The organism is Streptomyces sp. NPDC034037, assembly GCF_055575715.1.
Map to the genome: position 1 here is coordinate 114558 of NZ_JBVISC010000004.1, position 24114 is coordinate 138671.

At 71.8% G+C, this 24114-nt stretch carries 26 protein-coding genes; 11 read left to right on the plus strand and 15 right to left on the minus strand.

Annotation, left to right across the window (positions count from 1 at the left end; all coding sequences use genetic code 11):
* Positions 1-138 precede the first annotated feature (138 nt).
* The 3 genes from ACZ516_RS15750 to ACZ516_RS15760 form a co-directional block, all read right to left on the minus strand.
* A complete protein-coding gene (locus tag ACZ516_RS15750; protein ID WP_469010596.1) occupies positions 139-348 on the minus strand; it encodes a hypothetical protein in 210 nt (69 codons plus the stop codon).
* 123 nt (positions 349-471) lie between these two features.
* Positions 472-657 carry a hypothetical protein gene (locus ACZ516_RS15755; protein ID WP_469010597.1) on the minus strand — a complete coding sequence of 62 codons (186 nt, stop codon included), beginning with the start codon at positions 655-657 and terminating at the stop codon, positions 472-474.
* A gap of 95 nt (positions 658-752) precedes the next feature.
* Positions 753-1178: an NUDIX domain-containing protein gene (locus ACZ516_RS15760; protein ID WP_469010599.1), complete on the minus strand. Its 426-nt coding sequence runs from the start codon at positions 1176-1178 to the stop codon at positions 753-755.
* Positions 1179-1884: 706 nt separating this feature from the next.
* On the opposite strand from ACZ516_RS15760, the gene ACZ516_RS15765 reads away from it, so the two are divergent.
* From ACZ516_RS15765 to ACZ516_RS15775, 3 genes are all read left to right on the plus strand, one after another.
* Complete coding sequence (locus ACZ516_RS15765) at positions 1885-2679, plus strand: GntR family transcriptional regulator (protein ID WP_469010601.1); 795 nt, start codon at positions 1885-1887, stop codon at positions 2677-2679.
* The gene (locus tag ACZ516_RS15770) at positions 2676-3362 is read left to right on the plus strand and encodes a YdcF family protein (protein ID WP_469010602.1); all 687 of its coding nucleotides are present in this window, start codon (positions 2676-2678) and stop codon (positions 3360-3362) included. Before ACZ516_RS15765 ends, ACZ516_RS15770 begins: the two co-directional genes overlap by 4 nt.
* A gap of 822 nt (positions 3363-4184) precedes the next feature.
* Positions 4185-4643, plus strand: coding sequence for a hypothetical protein (locus ACZ516_RS15775; protein WP_469010604.1), 459 nt, complete (start codon positions 4185-4187; stop codon positions 4641-4643).
* Between the two features lie 87 nt (positions 4644-4730).
* Here ACZ516_RS15775 and ACZ516_RS15780 read toward each other — a convergent pair whose 3' ends face one another.
* Positions 4731-5078, minus strand: a complete 348-nt coding sequence (locus ACZ516_RS15780) for a hypothetical protein (RefSeq protein ID WP_469010605.1) — start codon at positions 5076-5078, stop codon at positions 4731-4733.
* Positions 5079-5374: 296 nt separating this feature from the next.
* Positions 5375-6796 (minus strand): NAD(P)/FAD-dependent oxidoreductase, encoded by a 1422-nt coding sequence (locus ACZ516_RS15785; RefSeq protein WP_469010607.1) that lies wholly within the window; start codon positions 6794-6796, stop codon positions 5375-5377.
* A 165-nt stretch (positions 6797-6961) separates the two neighbouring features.
* Here ACZ516_RS15785 and ACZ516_RS15790 point away from each other — a divergent pair, with 165 nt between their 5' ends.
* Together ACZ516_RS15790 and ACZ516_RS15795 are read left to right on the plus strand one after the other, a co-directional pair.
* Positions 6962-7795: a DsbA family protein gene (locus ACZ516_RS15790; protein WP_469010609.1), complete on the plus strand. Its 834-nt coding sequence runs from the start codon at positions 6962-6964 to the stop codon at positions 7793-7795.
* 68 nt (positions 7796-7863) lie between these two features.
* Positions 7864-8340 (plus strand): GNAT family N-acetyltransferase, encoded by a 477-nt coding sequence (locus tag ACZ516_RS15795; RefSeq protein WP_358700166.1) that lies wholly within the window; start codon positions 7864-7866, stop codon positions 8338-8340.
* Between the two features lie 68 nt (positions 8341-8408).
* Here ACZ516_RS15795 and ACZ516_RS15800 read toward each other — a convergent pair whose 3' ends face one another.
* A complete protein-coding gene (locus ACZ516_RS15800; protein ID WP_469011020.1) occupies positions 8409-9659 on the minus strand; it encodes a GNAT family N-acetyltransferase in 1251 nt (416 codons plus the stop codon).
* A gap of 159 nt (positions 9660-9818) precedes the next feature.
* Entirely contained in the window at positions 9819-10877 is a 1059-nt protein-coding gene (locus ACZ516_RS15805; protein WP_469010611.1) for a zinc-binding dehydrogenase, read from the minus strand.
* A gap of 151 nt (positions 10878-11028) precedes the next feature.
* On the opposite strand from ACZ516_RS15805, the gene ACZ516_RS15810 reads away from it, so the two are divergent.
* Positions 11029-11712, plus strand: a complete 684-nt coding sequence (locus ACZ516_RS15810; RefSeq protein WP_469010612.1) for a pentapeptide repeat-containing protein — start codon at positions 11029-11031, stop codon at positions 11710-11712.
* A 589-nt stretch (positions 11713-12301) separates the two neighbouring features.
* Here ACZ516_RS15810 and ACZ516_RS15815 read toward each other — a convergent pair.
* From ACZ516_RS15815 to ACZ516_RS15825, 3 genes are read right to left on the minus strand one after another with little or no spacing between them, the layout of a single operon-like run.
* A complete protein-coding gene (locus ACZ516_RS15815; RefSeq protein WP_361083692.1) occupies positions 12302-12805 on the minus strand; it encodes a hypothetical protein in 504 nt (167 codons plus the stop codon).
* Positions 12806-12834: 29 nt separating this feature from the next.
* Positions 12835-13488 carry a response regulator gene (locus ACZ516_RS15820; protein WP_469010614.1) on the minus strand — a complete coding sequence of 218 codons (654 nt, stop codon included), beginning with the start codon at positions 13486-13488 and terminating at the stop codon, positions 12835-12837.
* Positions 13485-14735 (minus strand): sensor histidine kinase, encoded by a 1251-nt coding sequence (locus ACZ516_RS15825; RefSeq protein WP_469010615.1) that lies wholly within the window; start codon positions 14733-14735, stop codon positions 13485-13487. Before ACZ516_RS15825 ends, ACZ516_RS15820 begins: the two co-directional genes overlap by 4 nt.
* Positions 14736-14957: 222 nt before the next feature.
* Here ACZ516_RS15825 and ACZ516_RS15830 point away from each other — a divergent pair, with 222 nt between their 5' ends.
* The gene (locus ACZ516_RS15830) at positions 14958-15527 is read left to right on the plus strand and encodes a GlcG/HbpS family heme-binding protein (protein WP_469010616.1); all 570 of its coding nucleotides are present in this window, start codon (positions 14958-14960) and stop codon (positions 15525-15527) included.
* Between the two features lie 102 nt (positions 15528-15629).
* Positions 15630-17069, plus strand: a complete 1440-nt coding sequence (locus ACZ516_RS15835) for a M1 family metallopeptidase (protein WP_469011021.1) — start codon at positions 15630-15632, stop codon at positions 17067-17069.
* A 10-nt stretch (positions 17070-17079) separates the two neighbouring features.
* Here ACZ516_RS15835 and ACZ516_RS15840 read toward each other — a convergent pair whose 3' ends face one another.
* From ACZ516_RS15840 to ACZ516_RS15855, 4 genes are all read right to left on the minus strand, one after another.
* Positions 17080-17589: a GNAT family N-acetyltransferase gene (locus ACZ516_RS15840; protein ID WP_358582655.1), complete on the minus strand. Its 510-nt coding sequence runs from the start codon at positions 17587-17589 to the stop codon at positions 17080-17082.
* Between the two features lie 10 nt (positions 17590-17599).
* Positions 17600-18712: a hypothetical protein gene (locus ACZ516_RS15845; protein ID WP_469010618.1), complete on the minus strand. Its 1113-nt coding sequence runs from the start codon at positions 18710-18712 to the stop codon at positions 17600-17602.
* A 2-nt stretch (positions 18713-18714) separates the two neighbouring features.
* Positions 18715-19068: a PadR family transcriptional regulator gene (locus ACZ516_RS15850; RefSeq protein WP_358582650.1), complete on the minus strand. Its 354-nt coding sequence runs from the start codon at positions 19066-19068 to the stop codon at positions 18715-18717.
* 143 nt (positions 19069-19211) lie between these two features.
* Positions 19212-19787 (minus strand): TerD family protein, encoded by a 576-nt coding sequence (locus ACZ516_RS15855; RefSeq protein ID WP_358582640.1) that lies wholly within the window; start codon positions 19785-19787, stop codon positions 19212-19214.
* A gap of 221 nt (positions 19788-20008) precedes the next feature.
* Here ACZ516_RS15855 and arfB point away from each other — a divergent pair, with 221 nt between their 5' ends.
* Entirely contained in the window at positions 20009-20446 is a 438-nt protein-coding gene (gene arfB / locus ACZ516_RS15860; RefSeq protein WP_358582638.1) for an alternative ribosome rescue aminoacyl-tRNA hydrolase ArfB, read from the plus strand.
* Positions 20447-20496: 50 nt separating this feature from the next.
* On the opposite strand, the gene ACZ516_RS15865 is transcribed toward arfB, so the two are convergent.
* Positions 20497-21015: a flavin reductase family protein gene (locus ACZ516_RS15865; protein ID WP_467465302.1), complete on the minus strand. Its 519-nt coding sequence runs from the start codon at positions 21013-21015 to the stop codon at positions 20497-20499.
* 381 nt (positions 21016-21396) lie between these two features.
* On the opposite strand from ACZ516_RS15865, the gene cdgB reads away from it, so the two are divergent.
* Positions 21397-23034, plus strand: a complete 1638-nt coding sequence (gene cdgB / locus ACZ516_RS15870) for a diguanylate cyclase CdgB (RefSeq protein WP_358582636.1) — start codon at positions 21397-21399, stop codon at positions 23032-23034.
* An 87-nt stretch (positions 23035-23121) separates the two neighbouring features.
* The gene (locus tag ACZ516_RS15875) at positions 23122-24114 is read left to right on the plus strand and encodes a carbohydrate-binding protein (protein WP_469010621.1); all 993 of its coding nucleotides are present in this window, start codon (positions 23122-23124) and stop codon (positions 24112-24114) included.

Sequence of the window (24114 nt, forward strand, 5' to 3'; positions counted from 1 at the left end):
GTGGTACGGCTCGACAGCGGCCCCGGAGTTGCACCTCCGGGGCCGCGCGCCGTTCGGGGTAGTCGGGTCAGACGGTGGCGATGATCAGAGCTGCGATCAGGAGCCACAGGTGGTGCAAGGACTGGTCAGTTGGCTGCACTAACGCACTCGCCCGTTGGTGTTGACCGAGCTCCCTACGACCGTGCCGCGCGCCTGCTTCAGAGCGGCCTTCGCGGCGGCGGCATGGGCTTCCCGCGGAGACAGGCCGACCGGGCCGTCCCAGTCGAGATAGATGGTGATCAGGTCGTCGTCGTCGCTGCCGCCCTGGGGGCGGATGTTGACGCGGGCCTCGTAGTGCTGAGTAGCCATGGTGTGTTCCTCTCCTGGTGGGCACGGCCCTACAGCGCCCCCGGAGCGTCCGCTCCGGGGGCGCGCGCCGTCGTGGTGGAAGCCGCGTAAGACGCGGCGGGGGTGCCGGAACGGGCCAGGCGGTCAGTCCTCCGGGTCCTCGAACCGGATGCTGGACACGCCGCCACCCTGGCGGTGCACCTCACTGCGGATGTAGGCGCGGGCCGCCGGGGCGTCGAAGAACGCGCCGGTTTCCACCTCGCCCTCGATGACGCCCGTCTCATCGGTCTTGGCGTCATAGACTCCGGCGATGTACTTGCGCTTAGCCATGAGCTGATCTCCTTAGCGGCGGGGTGCTCGGGTAGCGGTGCGCGCCCCGACCGGGAGTCGAACCCGGCCTGCGACCATCGGGGCGGATCGGCTGATCAGGTACCGGGGTGCACGACCGCGTTGAGGATCGCGGCGTGGTCGAACGCGACCTGCGGAAGGTCGTTCAGGGGCCACCACTGGGCGCGGGTCGCGTCGTCACCGGCCTGGATCTCAGTCCCGGGCAGAACCTCCAGGTGGTAGGCGACGGTCACGTACCTGCCACGCGGGTCCCGGTCGGCCTGGTCCCAGACGCCGAGCTGGACCAGGTCCTCGGGCATCGCGAACACCCCGGCCTCTTCGGCCAGCTCGCGGGCCGCAGCGGCGCGGCTCGTCTCGCCCGGGTCGACGTGACCGCCAGGCAGCGCCCACGCCCCCTTGTGGGGGTCCCAGCCGCGCTCGATCAGCAGCACGTACCCGTCGGTCGTGGTCACGACCACATCAGCGGTGTAGCGGATGGTCTCGAAGGTCTCGGTGCAGGTCATGTCAGCTCCTGAGTGGAAGTAGCGGAGTCTTTCCGGCTCCCCGCACCCCCTCCCGTACGTCCTCACGCAGAGCGCGGAACGGACGGGAAGGAGAGGCAGCCGGCCCGCAGCATGTGCTGCGGAACCAGAGGTGGACCGTGTGTGCTGTGCGGGCGCCGTCGACCGGTCCGAGCGGCAGCGCCCTTGGTATGTCGTCGGCCCATGCCGACCTCCTGCGTTCGCAGGGACACGGCTTTCACCGGTGCGCCGTTGCCACGGAGCACCGGTCCCGAGCCGGGGAAATCGGGCGCGTCATCGTCACTGCTCTGACGCCAGCAGGGCAGCGCGCACCAGGTGGCATCCGAAGGGCTGACCTCCAGTGATGGAGGGATGATCCCGACCGATGTTCTCCAGAGCTGACACGCAGGACAGGACACGTACACCTGCCGCGAAGTGGCTGCCGACGGCCATCACCCAGGCCGCAGCGGGGACGGGGACTCAGGCCCCGTCGAATTTGTCCCTGTTGAGTTCTCAAAGACCAACCAGTTCAGGGCCCCAACTGCACGAGCTGTCCCGAACCGACTCAGCCAGGAGCAGCCCGAAGAGGACCGTTCCGACTCGCTGTCCTAGGACTGCGAGCGGCCTGAGAAGACAATGCACCCACAGTCCCAGGACTGTCAACAGTCCTGGGACTGTGTTTGACTGGACGAATCGAGAGGAGTTCTGCGTGGCACCCAAGTGGCGAGAGCTGGCGGACCGGCTTGCCGAGCGGATCAGGAACGGCGAGTACGCACCTGGCCAGCAGCTTCCGCACATCCGGGACCTGGTGGAGGCGGGCGAGGGATCGAAGTCCACAGTCCATGCGGCGTACAAGGCTCTAGAGGCCGAGGGGCTGGTGGTCTCGTCTCGCGGTCACGGCACCGTCGTGCGACAGCAGACCCCGTTGAAGCGACTGGGCATCGCTCGATACGACAAGGCCAAGTGGCGCGATGGCGACGAAGTCGCGTTCATCGCTGACCGAGTGGCGTCGGGCCGCGCCTATCGCAGGAACGAGCAGACTCAGAAGGTCAGCCGTGTGAAAGCGCCGGCACCCGTAGCCGAAGCGCACGGGTTGCCCGACGGTGCTGAGGTCTATGCGCGTGCCCGCCTCGTGAAAGAGGGGACGCAGCCGACCCACACGCTGACCAGCTACTACCGACCCGAGCACGTCGAGGGGACACGGTTGGTCGACCCGACCCCGGGCCCTGCGGGTCGGGGCGGTGGCTTCCGCGTGCTGTATGACGCCGGGTACGAGATCGACCACATGAAGGAAGAGCTGTTCGCACGTACTCCGACCGCGGACGAGGCTCAGCTCCTCCAGCTCTCGCCCGGAGAGTGGGTGATGGAGCTGCACCGCACCACGTACACCGCAGACGGGACCGTGGTGGAGTACGCGATCGGGGTTCACGCGGCAACACGGTTCTCGTGGTCCTACGACTTCAAGGTGCCCGACTCGGCGAACACGGAAGGCGAGAGTCAGTGATCTCTACCCAGGCGTGGGCAGACGCGCAACGGCTCTGGGACTTCCAGCAGATGGGGCACGAACCGCGCCCCTGCTCCGTGGCGGTCGGTCTCGGCAGTCATGACTTGGGGGTGGCCGACACCACGGTAAACCTGTACCGGCGCGGGATGATGCCGGTCATCGTCTTCACCGGCGCGACGAGCCGTACGACGCGCGAGCGCATGCCTCGGGGCGAGGCCGAACACTACCGAGAGAGGGCGATCGAGCTAGGGGTTCCTGCGGACGCCATCCTCGTTGAGCCGCGGGCCCGGAACACGGGTGAGAACATCCGCTTCTCTCGTGCCCTCCTCGAAGAGCGGGGCGTTCCTGTCTCGTCGGCCCTGTTGGTCAGCAAGCCGTACGAGGAACGGCGGGCGTACGCCACGGCACGGAAGCTCTGGCCCGAAGTCGAGTGGGTGAGCGCGTCAACGCCCATGGGGTTTGCCGAGTACGTCGATTCGATCGGGGACGCGCGTCTCGTCATCGACATGTTGGTCGGAACTCAACAGAGGCTCATGGTGTATCCCGGTCAGGGATTCATGATTGAGCAGGCGGTCCCCGAGGATGTCGAGGGGGCCTATGAGCGGCTACGCAACGCAGGCTTCACCAGTCGGCTCTTGGTGCGGACAGCGTGCCCCGAGGCTGACTACGGGGGCCTCTTCTGAGCGCGGCAGAACATTCCCTGCTCGATCAACGCTCGCTGCGCTCGCGGCCGCCAGAGTCAGCCACAAGCTTCAACCATTCCTGGCCTGGGTCTTCTGTCCCTGGTGACGCGGGAGAAGGCCGCTGGATACCGCCGCCGCGATCCGACCTAGGGAGGGGAAAGAACCAGCAGCATCCGTAGGCCCGAGAAGTGCGCGCCGAAGAGCACCCCTATCAAGACCACCAGGCACGCGCCACCCAACGGAGTCGGAATCGATCCAAGGATCGAGGGGCCGCGCACAGCGCGGGGGCGCCGGCCGGCCGCTGCCAGCCGCTTCCATGTCTCCGCCACCAGCTGCACGCGCCGCCCGTCCGTCGCCCCGGCAGCGGCCAAACTAGGCACTCAGCCATAGGGGTAGAGGGGGTTGCCGCACAGCAGGCCAGGGACAGCTTTGTGTCACTGATGAGGCCGGATCGCGGCGGCGGTGCCCGGCGGGGCAAACCCGCTACCTGCGCCGTTGCCCCGTGCCTGGGGCGGTCGGCTCCACGGCTTTAGGCAGCCACCATGGGGCGAGCCTCGAAGATCATGGCCCCCGACGTCGTGCTTTAACGTGCATGTCCACAGACTGCCCGACTCGCGATGAGCTTACGGGGCCATGATCACTCGCCCCATGGCAGCTCCCGCCCAAAACCGCTCCGCCGACCTAGCGCGGCATCCAAGTCGGCTGTTAGATCCTTACAACATGGACCAAGGAATAGCGGGTTTGATCGCAGGAGTGGCAGGCATGGTCGGAGCACTCGGAGGCGCCGTTGCAGGAGCGATCGGTGCTGTCCGAGGAGCCAAGGTGGGAGCTGACAAGACCGCTGCGGCCAGTCGCCAGCAGGTCCGGGATCAAGCTACAGCTGAGCACAATCACTGGCTCCGCGAGCAGCGTCTCACTGCTTACGGCGCTTTCATAGCTGTGAATCAAGATGCTGAACATGCAGCCGATACCGCTCTCAGACGGGCAGACCAGCCCCAATCGAGCGCCGATGTAACTGCCTTTAGGGAAGCCATCGAGAAGTTGAGCAACACATCCAGCCACATCACTGTTCTTGGGCCCGAGGAAATGATCACAGCATCGGGCAACGTATTCCGCTACGGCATGCGCCTAATGGGTCTGCTCTACACTGCGCTAGACGTGAATGAGTTCAGTAACGACGCCCGAGACATCATCGACGCGGCTTGGGATGACTACGTTGAGGCTGGCCAAATTTTCCAGCAAACCGCCAGAGCCGTATTGGTTCAAGCAAGGCATGCCTGAGATACTCGTGCCCCTCCTAAAGCGGTGCTGCCCTCCCGGGCCGTCCTGGTGCCGTGGAAGAAAGGCGCCCAGCGGTGACCAGGAGAGTCAGTCGAACCACGTCGACAGCAAGCCCGAGATGGTCGCGCATATCAGGCCGATGGAAGCGAACATCGCGGGAGCTGTGACCTCCGGCGCTTGCTCAAGGCTTACAAGCTCGATGCGCTCTCGGACGTGAAGGAGGTCCCCCCATGTGCTTTGGCTGGGTACCTCCTGGTCCAGCCTGTTCCTGCGTTCCTCCTCCGAGAGCCCCGGGTCGCCCATGATCTCCTCGTACCTACGGAACTTGCACCTGAGGTGGTCTCGTCGACTATCAACTCGCCGCCACAGCAGCCAGACGCCAAGTGCCGGCAGCACGCCGCTAGCTACAGTCAGAATGGTGATCGCCAGTTTCACTCCTGCACTATGCGGTGTGTATGCCGGGGCAGGGAAGCCGTAGGGCAGTTGCTTCGGGACGAAGCGGTCGTGGTCTCAATCGCGGTCTCAATCATCGCCAATTTCGGGGTGGTCCGCTGATGTCCGGCGACGTCCGGCATCCCTCCTGACCAGGGTCGCGAGCCCCACCGTGGACGCCCGTGGACGCTCGCAGACCAAGATCGGACAACTTGTAATGCGTAGGTCGTCGGTTCGAATCCGACAGGGGGCTCTACTGGAACCCCGGGTCAGAGCGGTCTGACCTGGGGTTTTGGCGTTTAGTGGCGGCCCGTTAGTTTGTTTGCCCAGTGGGCCAAGGGGGAGGTCTCCGGGGTGTGGGTGGTGCGTTCGCGGTGGTCGGCGGTGTTGTAGGTGGCGTACATGGCGTGGACGCCCAGCCAGCGGAAGGGTTCCGGTTCCCATTTGCGGACCTTGTGGTCGACCCAGGGGAGGGTCGTGAGGTCGGTGGGGCCCGCCTGGCCGGAGTCCTGTTGGACCAGGTCGCGCAGGGTGCGGGCGGCCAGGTTGGCGGTGGCCACGCCCGAGCCGACGTAGCCGCCCGCCCAGCCGAGGCCCGTCGCGCGGTCCAGGGTGACGGTGGCGCACCAGTCGCGGGGGACGCCGAGGACGCCCGACCAGGCGTGGGTGATCCGGACCCCGGCCAGTTGGGGGAAGAAGCGGGTCAGGACGGTGTGGAGGGCCTCGATCGTGGCGGCCTGGGTGCGGCCGTCGTTGTCCGTCTTCGAGCCGTAGCGGTAGGGGATGCCCCGGCCGCCGAGTGCGATGCGGTCGTCGGCGGTGCGCTGGGCGTACATGTACGCGTGCGCCATGTCGCCGAGCGTCTCGCGGCCCTCCCAGCCGATGGACTCCCACTGGGCGGGCGTCAGGGGTTCCGTCGCGATCATCGAGGAGTTCATGGGGAGCCAGGTGCGGCGTTGGCCCTTGAGGGAGGCCGTGAAGCCCTCCGTGCAGCGCAGGACGTAGGGGGCGCGCACCGTGCCGTACGGGGTGAGCGCGTGCTTCGGCTTGATCTCGGTGACCGGCGTCGACTCGTGGATCGTGACGCCGAGCGCCTCGACGGCGCGGGCCAGGCCCTTGACCAGTTTCACCGGGTGCAGGCGCGCGCCGTGCGGGGTCCAGGTGGAGCCGACGGCGCCCGTGACGCGGACGCGTTCGGCGGTCTCGCGGGCGCCGTGCAGGGTGCGGTCCTTCTCGCCGTAGGACACCTCGCGCTCGTGGAACGCCTTGAGGCGGGCCAACTGGGCCGGCGTGTGCGCGACTTCCAGGACGCCGCCGTGGTGGATGTCGGCCTCGATGGACTCCTCCGCGGCGACGCGGATCACCTCGTCGACCGTCGCGTTCATGGCCTGCTGGAGGCGGACGGCGGCCTCGCGGCCGTGCAGCTCGGCGTACCGGTCGCGGCCCGCGATGCCGTTGTAGAGCCAGCCGCCGTTGCGCCCCGAGGCGCCGTAGCCGCAGAACTTCTGCTCCAGGACGGTGATGCGCAGGAAGGGGGCGGCCTTCTTCAGGTAGTAGGCCGTCCACAGGCCGGTGTAGCCGCCGCCGACGACGCAGACGTCCGCCGTGGTGTCGCCGGTGAGGGGTTCGCGTGCCGGGGGCAGGCCGTCGTCCGCGTACCAGAACGATATGCCGCCGTTGACGGTGCCGGGGGTGCCCGTGTGGGCCGTGCTGCTGCTCATGGGCGGACGGTACTGCGCAGGTGGGGGCGGTGGGCAGGGGTGGAGCGGTCTTCGGGGCGGAGGTCCCGGGGGCCGGACCGTCCGGCGGGCGGGACGCGGCCCGCATTCCGCTACTTTGAGCGCAACGCATCGCACGTTTGATCGCTTACTTGGAGGGCTCGACTCATGGCCGTAGACAAGGCCGGGCGCAAGGCCGCACGTGTCGCCACCGCGGTGGTGGCCGCGGCGCTGATCGGGGTGGCTGCGTCCGCCTGCGGCCCCGACGGCGACGGCGACGGCGGTGCCGCGAAGTCCTCCTCCGCCGCGCCCGAGTCGAAGCGGCCCGCGCCCGAGTCGAAGCGGCCCGCGTCCGAGTCGAAGCGGCCCGCGTCCGAGGACCCCGCGTCCGACGCCCCGGAGGCGAAGGCCCCGCCGGCGTCCAGCGCGCGGCTCGCCGAGACGCCCGCCTCCGTGCGGGGCGGCGTCATCACCGTCGGCGACCCGAAGGCCGGGCACACGGTCAAGATCTACGAGGACTCGCGCTGCCCCTTCTGCAAGAAGTTCGAGGAGGGCGGGGCGCAGGCCCTGGTCGGGCCGGTGGCCGACGGCAAGGTCAAGGTCGAGTACGTGATCGCCTCCTTCCTGGACGGCAACCTCGGCGGCAGCGGCTCCGTGAACGCGGCGAACGCGCTGCGGGCGTCGGTGGAGGCGGGCGAATTCCCGAGGTTCCACGCGGCCGTCTTCGCCAACCAGCCCGCGGAGGAGTCGGACGACGCCTACACGCCGGCCTTCCTGCTGAACATCGCCGGCAAGGTCGACGGGCTGCGGGGCGCCGCCTTCGACAAGGCGGTGACCAAGGGGACGTACAAGAAGTGGGTCGGTGAGGCGATGCGGACGTTCACGGCGGACGGCATCCAGGGCACGCCGACCGTCCTCGTCGACGGGAAGAAGCCGGCCGGCGACTCCCTCTACGACCGGGCGGCCTTCGCCAAGGAGCTGAAGGCGGCCGGAATCTCCTGACCAGGGCCCCGGGTCCGACCCGTGGACGGCACTGACGTCGGCGCGGGGGCGCTGGCTAGCCTGCCCCCATGATTCGTACCGCCACCCCCGCCGACGTCCCCGTCATCCACGCCCTGGTGCGCGACCTCGCCGCGTACGAGAAGGCGCCCGAGGAGGCGAGGGCCACCGAGGAGCAGCTGCGCGAGGCGCTCTTCGGGGAGCGGCCGGCCGCGTTCGCGCACATCGCGCAGGACGACGCGACCGGCGAGGCGGTGGGCTTCGCGCTGTGGTTCCTCAACTTCTCGACGTGGCGCGGCGTGCACGGCATCTACCTGGAGGACCTGTACGTACGTCCTGAGGCGCGCGGCGCCGGACACGGCAGGGCGCTGCTCACCGAACTCGCCCGCATCTGCGTGGAGCGCGGCTACGAGCGGATGGAGTGGTCCGTCCTGGACTGGAACGAACCCTCCATCCACTTCTACGAGGCGCTCGGCGCGCGGCCCCAGGACGAGTGGACCGTGTACCGGCTGACCGACGACGCGCTCACCGCCCTCGGCGCCGCCTAGACACCCCCTGGGTACCCCAGCCGCCTAGACACCCCCTGGGTACCCCAGAGGCACCCCCTGAGGACCCCCTAGAACTCGTCCACGGTGTGCGGCAGGAGGGTGGTGCGCAGCGCCGCGTCCAGGGCCGTGGCCGTGCCTGCCGTGTGTTCCTGGACAAGGCCCGCGCTGGCCAGGGCGGCGATGCTCGTCCCGCCCAGGTAGGCGGCCGCCAGGTCGCGCACGTCGAGGGAGAGGTCGGCGGGGGCGTCCGTCGGTTCGTACGCGCAGCCCTCGGGGGTCGCCGTCAGGCGGTGGCGGCCCGCGTTGGCGGGGAGGCGGTCGTCGCGCACGTCGAGGACCGCGTCCACCGGGGCGGCCCAGGAGCGGGCGGTCAGCGCCGCGCGTACGTCGATGAGCCGCACCCACAGCGCGGGGAACTGGCCGGTGACGCGCACCTGGTCCCGGTCGGCGGCGAAGAGCAGCAGCGGGTCGTCCAGGGGGCGGCCCCAGGCGCGGACCTCGCCCGTCAGGTCGATGGCGGCGAGGTAGCGCCACAGGGCGGCGGCGACGGCCGGGGTGTCGGCCTCCAGGTCGTCCAGGCGGACGAGGCCCGGGGCGTCGTCGCGGGTCCTGGTGCGGTAGACCGCGTACCCGGCGACCGGGGTGCCGAGCGTGACGACGCGGGGCGGCGACAGCTCGTCGTCCTCCTCGTCCTTCTCCACCATCCACTCCTCGCGCCACCACGCCGGGGTGCGGGCGAGGCGGCCCGCGCGGCCGGCGCGGGTGCGGTCGTAGTACGGGCCGAGCAGCTCCGGGGCGTCGGACGGGTCGACCAGGCGCAACGGGCGCTCGTCCGGGGCGATGCGCAGGGCCAGGGGGCGGCGGGAGTCGATCTCCAGGGTGTTCCCGTGGGTGGCGGGGCCGAAGCCGAACCTGCCGTAGATCGCGTCCTCCGACGCCCACAGGGCGGCGATCGGGGCGCCGTCCGCCGCCGCCCTGGCGAACAGCTCGGCGATCATCCCGGAGAGCACGCCCCGGCGCCGGTGCGTCGGCGCCACGGAGACGAACGTCAGCCCGGGGCAGGGCACTTCGCCGCCGGGCACCGACACGGTGAACGGCAACGCCGCGAGGAACCCGACGAGTTGGTCGCCGTCGTAGGCGCCGACGCGGATGCAGTCGAGCAGCAGGTCGTGGTGGTGCTTGCGCTTCTCGTCCTCCGGGCTCTCGTGGAAGACGAGGTACGCGAGGGACAGGGCGCTGTCGATCCCCGCCTCGGGGACGTCGCGGAACCGGAGGGAGTGGGTGGGCGCGGGGGTGGTAGCGGGCGGGACGGATTCCATATCCATATAACGGACGTTAGTTCCCGAACGCCGTGCGGGCAGGTGAATTTCGGGCCGTAGTGGAAGGCGGGGTTCCGAAAGCCGCTCCCGATGCGGATGGGCAGGGACGGCTCAGGGGCTCAGGGACTCAAGGGGTCAGGGGCTCAGGGGCTCAGGGGCTCAGGGAATCAGTACGACCTTGCCCATCGTGCCGCGCGTCTCCAGCGCGCGGTGCGCGGCCGCCGCCTGCGCGAGGGGGTAGCGCTGGACGGCCGGGGTGAAGTGGCCCGTGGCCGCCTCGGCGAGAGCGGCCTCCTCCAGTGTGCGCAGGGGGTTGTCGCCGCCGGCCTGCCGCAGCATCGCCGGTCCGAGGACGTCGACCCGCGTGATGCCGCGTCCGGCCGCTTCCTGCTCGCCCGGCGTCGGCGTCGGCGTCGGCGCCGGCGCCGGTGCCGGTGCCGACGCCGGTGCCTCGTCGTCGTGGATGCCCTGGCCGGACCAGCCGAAGACGACGTGCAGGCCGCCGGGCCCGAGCAGGTCGACCGCGGCCCGGCCCGCCTCACCGCCCACGCCGTCGAAGACGACGGTGGCGGCGCGGCCGCCGAGGCTGTCCGTCAGGTGGGCGCGGACCGTGTCGGGCCAGGCCGGGTCGGTGTAGTCGACGGCCAGGTCCGCGCCGTTCGCGCGGACGCGGGCCACCTTGCGCGGGCCGCCCGCCAGGCCGATGACGGTGGCGCCCCGGTGCTTGGCGTACTGGGTGAGGAGGGTGCCGATGCCGCCGGCCGCGGCGGGGATGACGGCCACCGTCTCGGGGGTGAGCTCCACGAACCGCAGGATGCCCATCGTCGTACGACCCGTGCCGATCAGGGCGACGGCCTCGGCGAAGTCCAGGTCGTCGGGGAGTTCGTGCAGGCGGGAGGCCTCCGTGACGGTCTGCTCGGCGTAGCCGCCCGGGGCGAGCCCGATGTGGGCGACGACGCGTCTGCCGAGCCAGGCCGGGTCGACGCCCTCGCCCACCTTGTCGACGGTGCCCGCCACCTCGCGGCCCGGGATCGTGGGCAGGGCGGGCAGCTCGGGCAGCGGGCCGCGTACGCCCTCGCGGATCGCGGTGTCCAGCAGGTGCACGCCGGCCGCGGCGACGCCGACGCGGACCTGGCCCGCGGCCGGTTCGGGGGCCGCCGTCTCCTCGTACACGAGGTTCTCGGCGGGGCCGAAGGCGTGGAGGCGGATGGCGTGCATGGTGGGCTCCTCACGGGGGGGCGGGGCCGCCCCGGTGGGAGGGCGGCGGCTTCGGGGCCCAGCTTTCAACCTGAAGCGGACTTGAGGTCAACCCCCATGGGTGGTGGGCGTCGGTGGCGGCGTTGTCAGTGGGGGCGGGCACGATGGGCGCATGGGTCAGAGGAAGAGCGTGGGCGCGGTCGTGGCGGCCCGGCGGGCCGAGGTGCGGCTGCCGCCGCTGCGGTCCTTCGGGGGCGGGGAGCTGGAGCCCGACGGGGACTACGACGGGGTGGAGTTCGGCGGGCTCGACCTCGGGGGGCAGGACGGGGGCGGCGCGTTCTTCATGGACTGCGCGCTGGTGGGCTGCGGGTTCGGGGAGACCCGGCTGACGCGGGCGCGGTTCGTCGACTGCGTCCTGACGGAGCCGAGGGGCGTGGGCACGGATCTCGCCGAGGCGTCGCTGAGGGACGTCGAGGTGGTCGACGCGCGGCTGGGCGGGGTGCAGTTGCACGGCGCCGTGCTGGAGCGGGTGGTGGTGCGGGGCGGGAAGATCGACTGCCTGAATCTGCGGAAGGCGCGGCTGCGGGACGTGATCTTCGAGGGGTGTGTGCTTGTCGAGCCGGACTTCGCGCTGGCGTCCTTGGAGCGGGTGGAGTTCCGGGACTGCGTGCTGCGGGGCGCGGACTTCGGCGGGGCGCGGATGAAGGACGTGGACCTGCGGGCGGCCGGGGAGCTGGAGATCGTACGCGGGGTGGGCAGCCTGGCCGGGGCGGTGATCAGCCCCGAGCAGCTGATGGAACTGGCGGCGGGTTTCGCCGCGGAGGTGGGCGTACGGGTGGCGGGCTTCGGGGAGTGAGGCGCGGCCCCGCGCGGCGGGCGTCTCGCCGTCCGGCGGGGTGGGGGGCGTCTCCCCGTGCGCCGGGGTGGCGGGGCGGTGGCCGTATCGCCGTCCGGCAGGTGGCGGGGCGGTGGCCGTCTTCCCGTCCGCCGGGGTGGCGGGGCGGTGGGTGTCTCCCCGTGCGCTGGGGTGGCGGGGCGGTGGCCGTATCGCCGTCCGGCGGGGTGGCGAGGCGGTGGGCGTCTCCTCGTGCGCCGGGGTGGCGGGGCGGCGGGCGTCTCCGCCGGAGTGGCGGGGCGGTGGCCGTATCGCCGTCCGCCGGGCTTCGGGGAGTGAGGCGCCGCCCCGCGCGGTGGGCGTCTCCCCGTGCGCCGGGGTGGTCGGGCGCTGGCTGTCTCCGCCGGAGTTGCGGGGCGGTGGGCGTCTTCCCGTCCGCCGGGGTGGCGGGCGCTGGCGGTCTCCGCAGGGTGGCGGGGCGGTGGCCGTCTTCCCGTCCGCAGGGGTGGCGGGGCGCTGCCCGTCTCCGCCGGGGTGGCGAGGCGGTGGGCGTCTCCCCGTGCGCCGGGGTGGCGAGGCGCTGCCCGTCTCCGCCGGGGTGGCGGCGGGGTCAGTCGGAGACGCGGGGGAAGCGGGACTGGAGGGCCCAGATGGTGGGGTTGTCGGCGAGGGAGTCGTGCAGGTCGGTGAGGTCCGCGACGAGGTCCTGGAGGAAGTCACGCGCCTCGCGCCGCAGCTCCGCGTGGGAGAAGCTCAGCGCGGGCTCCTCCGGGTCCATCCAGTCCGCCTCGATGTCCACCCAGCCGAAGCGGCGGGTGAACAGCATGCGGTCCGTGGACTCCGTGAAGTCCAGCTCGGCGTACTGCGGCCGGGAGGCGCGGCTGCCGAGCGGGTTCTTGTCCAGCGTCTCGACGATGTCGCACAGCGCCCACGCGAAGTCCAGGACGGGAACCCATCCCCAGGCTGTGGACAGTTCCCGGTCGGCCTTGGTGTCCGCCAGATACACGTCCCCGCAGAACAGGTCGTGCCGGAGCGTGTGGACGTCCGCCCTGCCGTAGTCCAGCTCAGGGGGGTCCGGGAAGCGGCGGGAGAGGGCGTAACCGATGTCGAGCACGGTTCGATGGTGTCACGGCCCGGCCATCCTCACGGCAGCAGCCGCTGTTCCTTAGCCACCGCCACCGCGCCCGCCCTCGTGTCGACGCCGAGCTTGTCGTAGATGCGGCCCAGGTGGGTCTTGACGGTGGCCTCGCTGATGAACAGGGCCCGGGCGATGTCGCGGTTGCCCAGCCCTTGGGAGAGCTGGCCGAGGATGTCGCGTTCGCGGTCGGTGAGCGTGGGGCGCGGGGCGCGCATGCGGGCCATGACGCGGGAGGCGACCGGCGGCGAGAGCGCGGTGCGGCCCTGGGACGCGGCGTGGATCGCGGAGAACAGCTCCTCGGGGCGCTCCGCCTTGAGCAGGTAGCCCGTCGCGCCCGCCTCGATCGCCCGCGTGATGTCCGCGTCCGTGTCGTAGGTGGTCAGGACCAGGACGTGGGGCGGGGCGTGGGGCGGGGCGTCGGGGGAGGGCGCGGTGATGCGGCGGGTGGCCTCCACGCCGTCGATGCCCGCGCCCAGTTGCAGGTCCATCAGGACCACGTCGGGCGTCAGCTTGGCGGCCAGGGCGACCGCCTCCTCACCGGTGCCGGCCTCGCCGACCACCTCGATGTCCGGGGCGCTGCCGAGCAGGGCCAGCAGACCCGCGCGGACGACGACGTGGTCGTCGCAGACCAGCAGGCGGACGGGGCGCGATGGGCTCATGACGGGGACTCCTGGGGCATCGACGAGGGGGACTCCGACGGGATGGGGATCGACACGGAGAGGACGGTGCCCTCGCCCGGCGCCGACTCGACGGTCAGCGTGCCGCCGAGCTGACCCGCCCGGGCGCGGATGGCGGGCAGCCCGTGGCCCCGTACGCCCGCCGTGGGCCGGCCGGCCGCGGGCTGCGTGAAGCCGCGGCCGTCGTCCGCGACGTCCAGGACCACCTGGTCGTCCAGGAGCGTCAGGGTCAGCGCGGCCGTCGTGGCGTCCGCGTGCTCGCGTACGTTGGCCAGGGCGCCCTGGGCGATGCGCAGCAGCGCGGAGCCGACCCGGTCGGGCAGCGGCACCGGGGTGCCCTCCACGTGGAGGCGGACGGTCAGGCCGGCGTCCGACTCCCGTTCGGCGAGGGCCCGCAGGGCCTCGGTGAGGCCGCCGCCGTCGGCGAGGTCGGCGGGCGCCAGGTCGTGCACGAAGCGGCGGGCCTCGGCCAGACCGCGCTCGGTGATCGATTCGGCGGTACGGACGTGGGCGTGGGCCCTGGCGGGGTCGGTGTCCCAGAGGCGGTCGGCCGCCTGGAGCAGCATCTGCTGGCTGGACAGGCCCTGCGCGAGGGTGTCGTGGATCTCCATGGACAGCCGCTGGCGCTCGGCGAGCGTGCCCGCGCGGCGTTCGGTGGCGGCCAGTTCGCGGCGGGTGCGCAGAAGGTCGTCGATGAGGACGCGCTGGCGGGCCGCCTGGCGCTGCATGTACAGGAAGACGGCGCTCGCCACGGCGGCCCACGCGGGCGGCGCGAACAGCAGGTTCGGGTCGAAGCGGCCCGCGAGCCGCAACTGCGCGGCGACCACGAAGGCGGTCAGGACGGCCACCAGGAACAGCGCGGCGCGGGGCGGCAGCGTGCGCAGCCCGGTGTAGAAGAGCGGCACCGCGCACCACGCGAAGCTCGGCGCGAGGACGACGAGGACGCTCCAGGCGGCCACGACGAGGATCAGCCAGGCGAGGCGGTGCGGCGCGGACCGGGCGCCGAGCGCGGGGCCGGACAGGTAGAGCAGCGCGAGGCAGACCGACAGGGCGATGATCCACGGGGTGCGGGGCCCTACGGGGTGCCGGAGCAGGAAGCGGACCAGCGAGGAGCCGAGGAGCAGGAAGAACGCGGTGTGCATGACGGCTGCGAGCCAGCGGGCATCGGGGTCGGGTGCCCCCGCCTCCCCGGTCGCGGGGCCCGGGGCCGGCGCGGGCCGTGCCACCACGGGGGCCTCCCTATTGTGCGGCGTGACGCCTTGCTTGAACTGGGCGAACACCCTCATTGTGGCCCGGCGGGGCCACCGGCGGGTCAACCGATCGGCTGACCCTCGTGTCGGCCGGGTCGCGGCCGGCTCCGAGCCGGTACGCCGAGGGGTGGGGCCCGGAAACGGCCGGAGGATCGATGGCAGGGGCAAACGCCCCTTCCGCCGCCCTCCAAGGAGCACCCGATGCAGAAGATCTCCCGCCGCACCCGCGTCCTCACCGGTGCCGTCGCCGTCGCCGTCCTCGGCACCGGTGCCCTCGGCGCCGTCTCCGCGAACGCCGTCTCCGCGAGCACCGGCGCCCCGGCCGCCAAGCCCGCCGCCGCCACCGCCGACGCGGGCGACAAGAACCTGACGCGGTCGACGCACCTGACCGTCGCCGCCGCCACCAAGGCCGCGCAGGCCACCCTGGACGCGGCGAAGAAGGAGAACCAGCGCGTCTCCGTCGCCGTCGTGGACCGCAACGGCAACACCATCGTCACGCTGCGCGGCGACGGCGCGGGCCCGCAGGCGTACGAGTCCGCCGAGAAGAAGGCGTACACCGCCGTCTCCTGGAACGCGCCCACCTCCGAGCTGGCCAAGCGCCTGGAGCAGGCCCCGAACCTGAAGGACATTCCCGGCACGCTCTTCCTCGCGGGCGGCGCCCCGGTGACCGCCAAGGGCGCGCCCGTCGCCGGCATCGGTGTCGCGGGCGCCCCGAGCGGCGACCTGGACGAGAAGTTCGCCGAGGCGGGCGTCGCGGCCCTGAACCGCTGACCACCCCCGGGCCACCACTTCCCGGACCGCGCCCCCGGCCCGCCCCGGGGCCCCGGCCGCCCCAAGGCCGAACAATTGCCGCATAAGATCATCGGCGTGGACCTGCGATCTCCGGCCGGCCGAGCCGCCCCCGTGCTCCGTACCCTCGCCTGCGCCCTGGCGCTGCTCGCCACCGTCGGCGGGTGCGGCGGCTCGGGCGTGGACGGCACGCCGGGGGCGGACGGCGTGCGCGACCCGTACTTCCCGAAGCTGGGCAACGGCGGGTACGACGTCACGCACTACGACCTGACCCTCGGGTACGACCCGGACGCGCGCCACCTCACCGGCACCGCCGAGATCACCGCGCGCGCCGACAAGAACCTCAGCGCCTTCAACCTCGACCTCAAGGGGCTCGACGTCTCCGCGATCACCGTGGAGGGCAAGGCGGCCCGGTTCCAGCGCGCCGGCCACGAGCTGAAGGTCCGCCCGGCCGACGAACTCGACCGGGGCGAGACGTTCGTGGCCCGCGTCCGCTACAGCGGCACCCCGGAGGCCATCACCGACGCGGACGGCTCCAAGGAGGGCTGGCTCACGACGGTGGACGGCGCGCTCGCACTCGGTGAGCCCACCGGTACCATGGCGTGGTTCCCCGGCAACCACCACCCGAGCGACAAGGCCTCGTACGACATACAGGTCACCGTCCCCGAGGGCCTGCAGGCCGTATCCAACGGCGAGTTGACGCGCGAGTCGACGAAGAACGGCCGCACCACCTTCGCCTGGCACAGCGCCGAGCCGATGGCGAGCTACCTGGCGACCGTGGCCGTGGGCAAGTACGAGATGGAGACGTCGGTGACGGAGGACGGCCTGCCGGTCATCACGGCCGTCGACCCCTCGCAGAGGAAGGCGAGCAAGAAGGTCCTCGCCAAGCTCCCGGACGTCATGGAGTGGGCGGAGATGAACTTCGGCCCCTACCCCTTCTCCTCGATCGGCGCGATCGTCGACCGCGAGGAGGACGCGGACTACGACCTGGAGACCCAGACCCGGCCCGTCTTCCCCGGCGCCCCCGACACCGAGACGCTCGTCCACGAGCTGGCGCACCAGTGGTTCGGCGACTCCGTGACCCCGAGGTCCTGGCGGGACATGTGGCTCAACGAGGGCTTCGCGACGTACGCGGAGTGGCTGTACGCGGAGGACAACGGCGGCGACAGCGCGCAGGAGACGTTCGACGCGCTGTACGAGGGCGACCTCTACGAGAACAAGGAAGCCAACGAAGCCGTCTGGGACTTCCCGCCCGCGAAGCCCACCGACGCGGCACACATCTCGGAACCGCCGGTCTACGACCGGGGCGCGATGGTCGTCCACAAGATCCGCCGGGCGGTCGGCGACGACGCGTTCTACGTCATCATGCAGGGCTGGACGAAGACGTACCGGCACAAGAACGCCGACACCCGGGACTTCACCGAGTACGTGGAGAAGCACGCGGGCGGCGACGAGGCGCGCGAGAAGGTCCGCCGGATCTGGGGCGACTGGCTGTACGGGGACGGGAAGCCGGAGCACCCCTGAGGCGCGCCGCTCACAGCGGCTTGCGCAGCACCGCGCACGGCCGGCGCAGCGCGCGGTCCTCGCGGTGCCCGATGACGAGATAGCCGAGCGCGGTCCAAAAGCGCAGCGCATCGGGGTTGTTCTCCAGGACGGCCAGGCGCACGGCCGTGCGCCCCGCGTCCCGGAAGCGGTCCTCGACGAGGCCGGCGAACCGGCGCCCGACGCCCGTGCGGTGCAGCTCCTCGGCGACCACGAACAGCCCGATCCACGGGTCGGGGTCGGTGGGGTCGGGGTGGTGGGCGAGGGTGACGGCGACGCCGGCGAGGCGCCCCTCGGAGCGGGCGAGGAGTACGTCCGTGCCGGGGCGCGCCAGTTCGTCCGCGAGGGCCTTGGCGACCTGTTCGACGCGGATGTCGTCGGGGTCGGGGAAGTCGCCGCTGAGCGCGAAGAACGCGCGGTTCGCCGCGTACAGCGCGGTCACCTCGGTGAGCAGGTGGCCCGGCAGCGCGCCGCCGACGGCGACGAGCGGTTCGAGGATCATGCGGGGCAGGCTAACCGGCCCGGTCGGCCCGCTCGGCCCCGGCTCGCTTGCGGATCTCGCGCCACTCGGCCGCCGCCGTCCAGAGCCAGGCGCCGGACGCGAGCGCGTAGCAGGCGACCCAGCCCGTGAAATGGCCCGCTTCGAGGACCTCGTCGACGGCGAGCACGGCGAACACGGCGGCCGGCGCGGCCGTGCGGTACAGCTTGTGGCGGGCGAGCCGCCGCTGCTTGCGGGGCCCTTCGGCGAGCCGCATGGCGTACACCTCGACGTCGCCGAAGGCGTCCTCGGCACGCTCGCCGTCCGCCGTGGCCAGGTGCTGCCGGGCCTCCCGCACATGGCCGCGCGCCTCGGCGGCCGGCATGGTGTGCCGGCCCCGCAGCAGCCCTTCGAGGCGGGTCAGCCACTGCTCGTCGCCGGCGGGCGGGCGCGGTGCGAACCAGCGGTCGAGGGGGGCGTCCGGGAACGCGTACGCCCCGACGGCCCAGGCGGCGCAGGCCGCCATCAGCACCGGCACGGGCACGTCGAACAGCCGTTCCCTGGGGGCGGTGGCGGCGAGGGAGACCCCGCCCACGAAGGCGCAGGCGGCCGCCGCGAAGAAGCCCCACATGCCGCGCATCCGGCCGGCGGCGCGGGCGGCGAAGGCGAGGGCGCCGAGCGTGATGGTGGCGGTGATCGCGGCGCATCCGGCGACCGAGGCCCAACTGCCCGTCACCCACAGGCCGTCCTCGATCCAGTGCAAGGCACTCAGGGCGAAGCCGAGGAAGCCGAGCAGGCCCAGGCAGGCGCGGAGGCGTTCGGCGGGGGTCAGGCCGTGCGGGTCGACCCTGGCCCGGCGCTCCTCGCTGATGCGCTCGGCGGCGACGGTACGGGCGTACGCCCCGGGTGCGCCGAGGACCTCCCGGGCGGGCAGCCCCGCCTCGCGCACGAGCTGGTGGGCCTCGGCGAGCACCGCGTCGGTGAGGTCGGCGGGCGCGTCGTGGTCGAGCGCGAGCCGTACGTGGACGGTGTCCGCCCACTCCTCGTCCTCCGGGCGGGCCCAGACGAGGTCGGCCGCCGGTGTCGCGGCAGTCTCCGGTATCGCGGCTGTCTCCGGTGCCGCGGCTTTCGTCCGTGTCCTGCGCACTGTCATCCCCCTTGCCCTGGCCGAGGAGCGAGCTCGCCCTGGCCGAGGAGCGAGGCGACGGTCCGGGTGAAGTCACCCCACGCGGCCTGGTCACGCCGCAGCCTCGCCCGCCCCTCCTCGGTGATCCGGTAGTACTTCCGCCCGGGACCGCCCTCGCCCGCGCCCCACTCGACGGCGACGGCGCCCTCCTCTTCGAGGCGGGTGAGGGCGGGGTAGAGCGTCGCGGCCTTGACCCCGTCCAGCCCCGCGTCGGCGAGCCGCCCGAGCAGGGCGTAGCCGTAGCTCTTCTCCTCACCGTCGAGGACACCGAGCAGACACAGCGGCAGCGCGGCACGGGTCCACGCGGTGACGACCACGGATGCTCCCCCTCGCCGGGCTCTTCGGCTTCTCGAACTATTACAGGAACGATAATAGCCGGGCGGGGTCCCCGGGCACGCCAGAGGGCCCCGGCACGGGTGCCGGGGCCCTCTGGGGAGCGACGTCAGCCGGTGACGTCAGGTCAGACGTTCACGCCGAAGTCCTGGGCGATGCCGACCAGGCCCGAGGCGTAGCCCTGGCCGACCGCGCGGAACTTCCACTCCGCGCCGTTGCGGTACAGCTCACCGAAGACCATGGCGGTCTCGGTGGCGGCGTCCTCGGAGAGGTCGTAGCGGGCGATCTCCGCGCCGCCGGCCTGGTTGATGATGCGGATGAACGCGTTCCGCACCTGGCCGAAGTTCTGCGAGCGGTTCTCGGCGTCGTAGATCGAGACCGGGAAGACGATCTTCTCGATGTCGGCCGGCAGACCTTCGAGGTTGACGTTGATCTGCTCGTCGTCGCCCTCGCCCTGGCCCGTGACGTTGTCACCGGTGTGCACGATGGTCTGGTCCGGCGTCGCCTTGTTGTTGAAGAACACGAAGTGCTGGTCGGAGTAGACCTTGCCCTGCGTGTTCACCGCGATCGCGGAGGCGTCGAGGTCGAAGTCGGTGCCGGTGGTGGTGCGGACGTCCCAGCCGAGCCCCACGGTGACGGCGGTCAGGCCCGGAGCCTCCTTGGTGAGCGAGACGTTGCCACCCTTGGACAGGCTTACTGCCATTGTTGGGAGTCCCTTCCCTCGTTACGACGCACCGCGTCTGAGCCAGTGCGTACGGGCTTCGTACTGGGGACGAAGCTACCTTCACTGGTACCAACGCCGTCCGAGGTCCCGAAGGTTCCGCATGGCTTTACTTTCTTTACGCTTCCCTGGCGCGCCCGGCCCTTCGCGCCCGACCGGCCCCGCGTAAAAGTGCGTGACGTGAGCCCGACAGACGCGGGACCATGGGGGACATGTCCGGTCCCTATGTAATCCGCGGTTCGGTCTCCCTGCCGGAGGCCGAGCTGATGTGGCGTTTCTCGCGGTCCTCGGGGCCGGGCGGGCAGCACGTCAACACCACCGACACGCAGGTCGAGCTGCGGTTCGACCTCGCGAACACCGACGCCCTGCCGGAGGTGTGGAAGCGGCGGGCCCTCGAACGGCTCGCGCCGCGCCTGGTCGGCGGCGTCGTGAGCGTGCGGGCCGCCGAGCACCGCTCGCAGTGGCGCAACAGGGAGATGGCCGCCACCCGGCTGGCCTCCCTGCTCGCCGAGGCCACCGCACCGCCGCCGAAGCCGCGCCGCGCCACGAAGATCCCCCGCGGCATCAACGAACGCCGGCTGCGGAACAAGAAGCAGCGGAGCGAGACGAAGCGGGGCAGGTCGGGACAGGGGTGGGGTTAGCCCGCCCCGTAAGTGGCTTGCGGGGCGGGCGGCGCGCCCCCGACGGGCGCTCAGCCGAGGTGGCGGTAGCGGCCCCGGAAGTACAGCAGCGGCCCGCCCTCCCCGCTCGGCAGGGACGCCGTCAGCACCCGCCCGATCACCAGCGTGTGGTCGCCCGCCCGCACCGTCTGCTCCGTACGGCACTCCAGCGTGGACAGCGCGCCGCCGATCAGCGGGGCCCCGGACTCGGCGCCCCGCGTGTACGGGATGTCCTCGAACAGCAGCCGGTCGCTGATGCGGCCCTTCATGGCGAAGCGGCCCGCGATGTGGCGCTGGCTCTCGGCGAGCACCGAGACCGCCCACAGCGGCTGCTCGGCCAGCAGGTCGTCCATCCGGGAGCCCTCGCGCAGGCTCACCATGACCAGGGGCGGGTCGAGCGAGACGGAGACGAAGGCCGTCGCCGTCATGCCCACGTCCTCGCCCACCGGGGCGCTCGGGTCGTCGGCGTCCAGGCTCGCCTCGCGCGCCGTCACCAGGACCACACCCGCCGCCAGCCGGGACATCGCCGCGCGGAACTCGTCGTCGCTCACCCCACCAGCATGCCCATCCGGCGACGGGAGGCGTGGGGAAGGCGGGGCCGGGAGAGTCTTCGGTGTCTGAGCCACGGTGACGACGCTAACCCCCCGGCCCGGGGTGCCACATCGGCCCCGGGGCCGAGGCGGGTCCTAGGTCCCACGGCCGAGGGAAGGGTGGCACGCGGTGCCGTATCGCCCGGTGGACTGGACCAACGACCCTGTCCCACCTGTGACTTGAGTCACAGGGCCCATATTTTGTTGACCCTGTGTACCGGGTGGGCAGCTCGCTGTGATTCAGTGACGGTGGCAATAAGACACTGAGGGCACAAGGGCACAGAAAGACACTGCGGGCGCCGCGCATCCTGGATTGCTGTCGAGGTCTCGGGGAGAACGAGCATGGAGACCGAGTCGGAGCCGTACGTCCGTCTTGCGACCCTGCGGCAGCTGCATCAGGTGGTAGCGGAACTGAACACCGCCCGGAGCCTGGCGGACACGCTGCAGACCGTCGCCGACGGCGTCGTCAACGGCCTTGGCTATGAACTGGCCTGCGTCAATCTCGTGCGCCCGGACGGCGATCTCGTCGTCGCCGCCTTCGCGGGCAACTCCTCCGCCGAGGCCCTCATCACCGGCCGCGTCGGCTCCCGCGACGCCTGGGAGCGCCGCCTGGCCATGGGCGAGGCGTGGGGCGCCCTGCGCTTCATCCCGCACACCGAGGGCTGGATCCTCGACGACGACGACGTCCCGCAGTGGTACACCGAGGGCCCCGAGCCCCGCTTCGAGGACGAGTGGCACCCCGCCGACCGCCTCTTCGCGCCCATGTACGCGACCGGCGCCGCCGGCGGCGAGCTGCTCGGCGTGATCTCCGTGGACCGGCCGCGCAACGGCCGCAGGCCCGGCGCCTGGGGCCGCGAGGCCCTCCAGATGTACGCCTTCCAGGCCGCCATCGCGATCAGCAACGCCCGGCTGCGGGCCAACATGCAGCGCGCCCTGGTCCGCCTGGAGCGCGAGCAGCAGGCACTGCGGGCCAGCGAGGAGTCCTTCCGGCAGGCCTTCGAGTACGCGCCCTCCGGCATGGCCATCGCCGAGATGGGCGGCGACCAGCACGGGCGGCTCCTGCGGACGAACGACGCGCTGTGCCGCCTGCTCGGCCGCCCCGCCTCCGCCATGCGGCGCTACTCCTTCTCCGACCTCGTCCACCCCGAGGACATCGGCACGCTCCTGCGGACCTCCGCCGAGGGCGGCCGCGCCGAGCTGCGGCTGGCGCGGCGCGACGGTACGTACGTGTGGGTCTCGCTGCGCAACTCCGTGGTCGCCGACGCCGCCGACGGGCCCCGCTTCCTGCTCACGCACGTCGAGGACATCGAGGAGCGCAAGCGCCGCGAGCTCCAGCTCGCCCACCGCGCCTCGCACGACTCCCTGACCGGGCTGCCGAACTCCGCCGAGCTGCGGGCCCGCCTCAGTGCCCGCCTGTGCCGCAGGCCGCACGCGGGCAGGCCGAGCGCCGTCGACTCCCTGGACGCCGCCTACGAGCACGGCTTCGACTTCGGGCACGCCTCGCTGGAGCACGCCGACGGCTTCGACCACCACGTCCACACCATCGCCCCCGAGGGCCGGGAGGGGGACGTGGACGACGGCACCAAGGGACTCGCGGTCCTCTTCTGCGACCTCGACGGCTTCAAGTCCATCAACGACCGGTTCGGGCACCACACCGGTGACGCCGTCCTCATCGAGGTCGCCAGGCGCCTGACCAGCGGCGTCCGCGACGGGGACACCGTGGCCCGGCTCGGCGGCGACGAGTTCGTCGTCCTCGCCGACGGGCTCGGCCGCGCCGACGCCCAGGACCTCGCCGTCCGGCTGCGCAACGCGATCATCCCGCCGATCCGGGTCGACGGCAGGGCGGTGCGGGTCGGGGCCAGTTTCGGCATCGGCTGGGCGCACTGCGGGATGTCGGCCGACGAGGTGCTGCACTCCGCCGACCAGCGGATGTACGTGGAGAAGCGCTCCCGTGCCAAACAGCAGCGGCGGGCCGGCTGACCCCCGGGGTGAGGCCGACGCCACCTCTTGGGATCACTTGGACCGGGTAGGCTCCCGCCGTCAGCGATGTGAGGGAGTGACCTGGGAATGACGCCCGGCAATAACGGCGAGAACACGCCGAGCGCGCCGCAGGGCGACGACGATCCGTTCGGCTACCTGTACGAGGACGGACAGGCGGCCGGAGCGACCCCACCCGGCAGCGGGGGCGGCTACGGCTACCCCGGGCCCCGGTCCTCGTACCACCACGTCCGGGCGGTCGGCGAGCGCCGCCCCACCTCCTACGGGCAGCCGCAGGCCACCCAGCCGTACGGCCAGCAGGTCCCACAACAGCAGGCCCAACAGCCCTACGGCCGGCCGAACCCGCACTACACCGCGCCCGAGGCGCAGCCCGGCGGGGCGCCCGTCGCCCCGCCGCGGAACGCGCCCCCGGGCGGCGGCCGCGGCCGGGGACCCAACAGCAAGGGGCTGCTGATCGCCGCCATAGCGGTGGTGGCCGTCGTCGCCATCGGCATCGGCGCCGCCATGCTGTTCGGCCGCGACGACGACAAGGGCGGCGAGGAGCAGGCGGGCGGCAAGCCGACGGCGGCCCGGACCGTCGAGCCCAGCGAGAAGCCCACGAAGAAGAAGCCGGCCGAGAAGACCGAACTGCCCAAGACGGACGCGAAGACGCTCCAGCTCCAGGGCGGCACGACCACGGCGTCCGACGTCGCCGGCGCCAAGGCCGCCGGCGGGGTCTACGTGACGGGCTTCGACAAGGTCGGCGCCCAGGTGACCTGGACCGCCAACGGCATCCCGAAGGCCGGTTCGTACAGCCTGCGCGTCAACTACGGCGTGCCCGGCAAGGACTCCAACGCCACGATCCTGGTCAACGGCAAGAAGCAGATCCGCCCCCTGAACATGATGAACTTCGCCCACGCGAAGGAAGGGGAGTGGGACAAGGGCTGGACCAACACCTGGGCGGTGGTCCAGCTCACCAAGGGCACCAACACCGTCACGCTCACCTGCGAGCAGGACAACCTGTGCGGGTCCACCGGCGCCAACATCGACCAGATGTGGCTCGTCGAGGGCGACCAGGGCTAG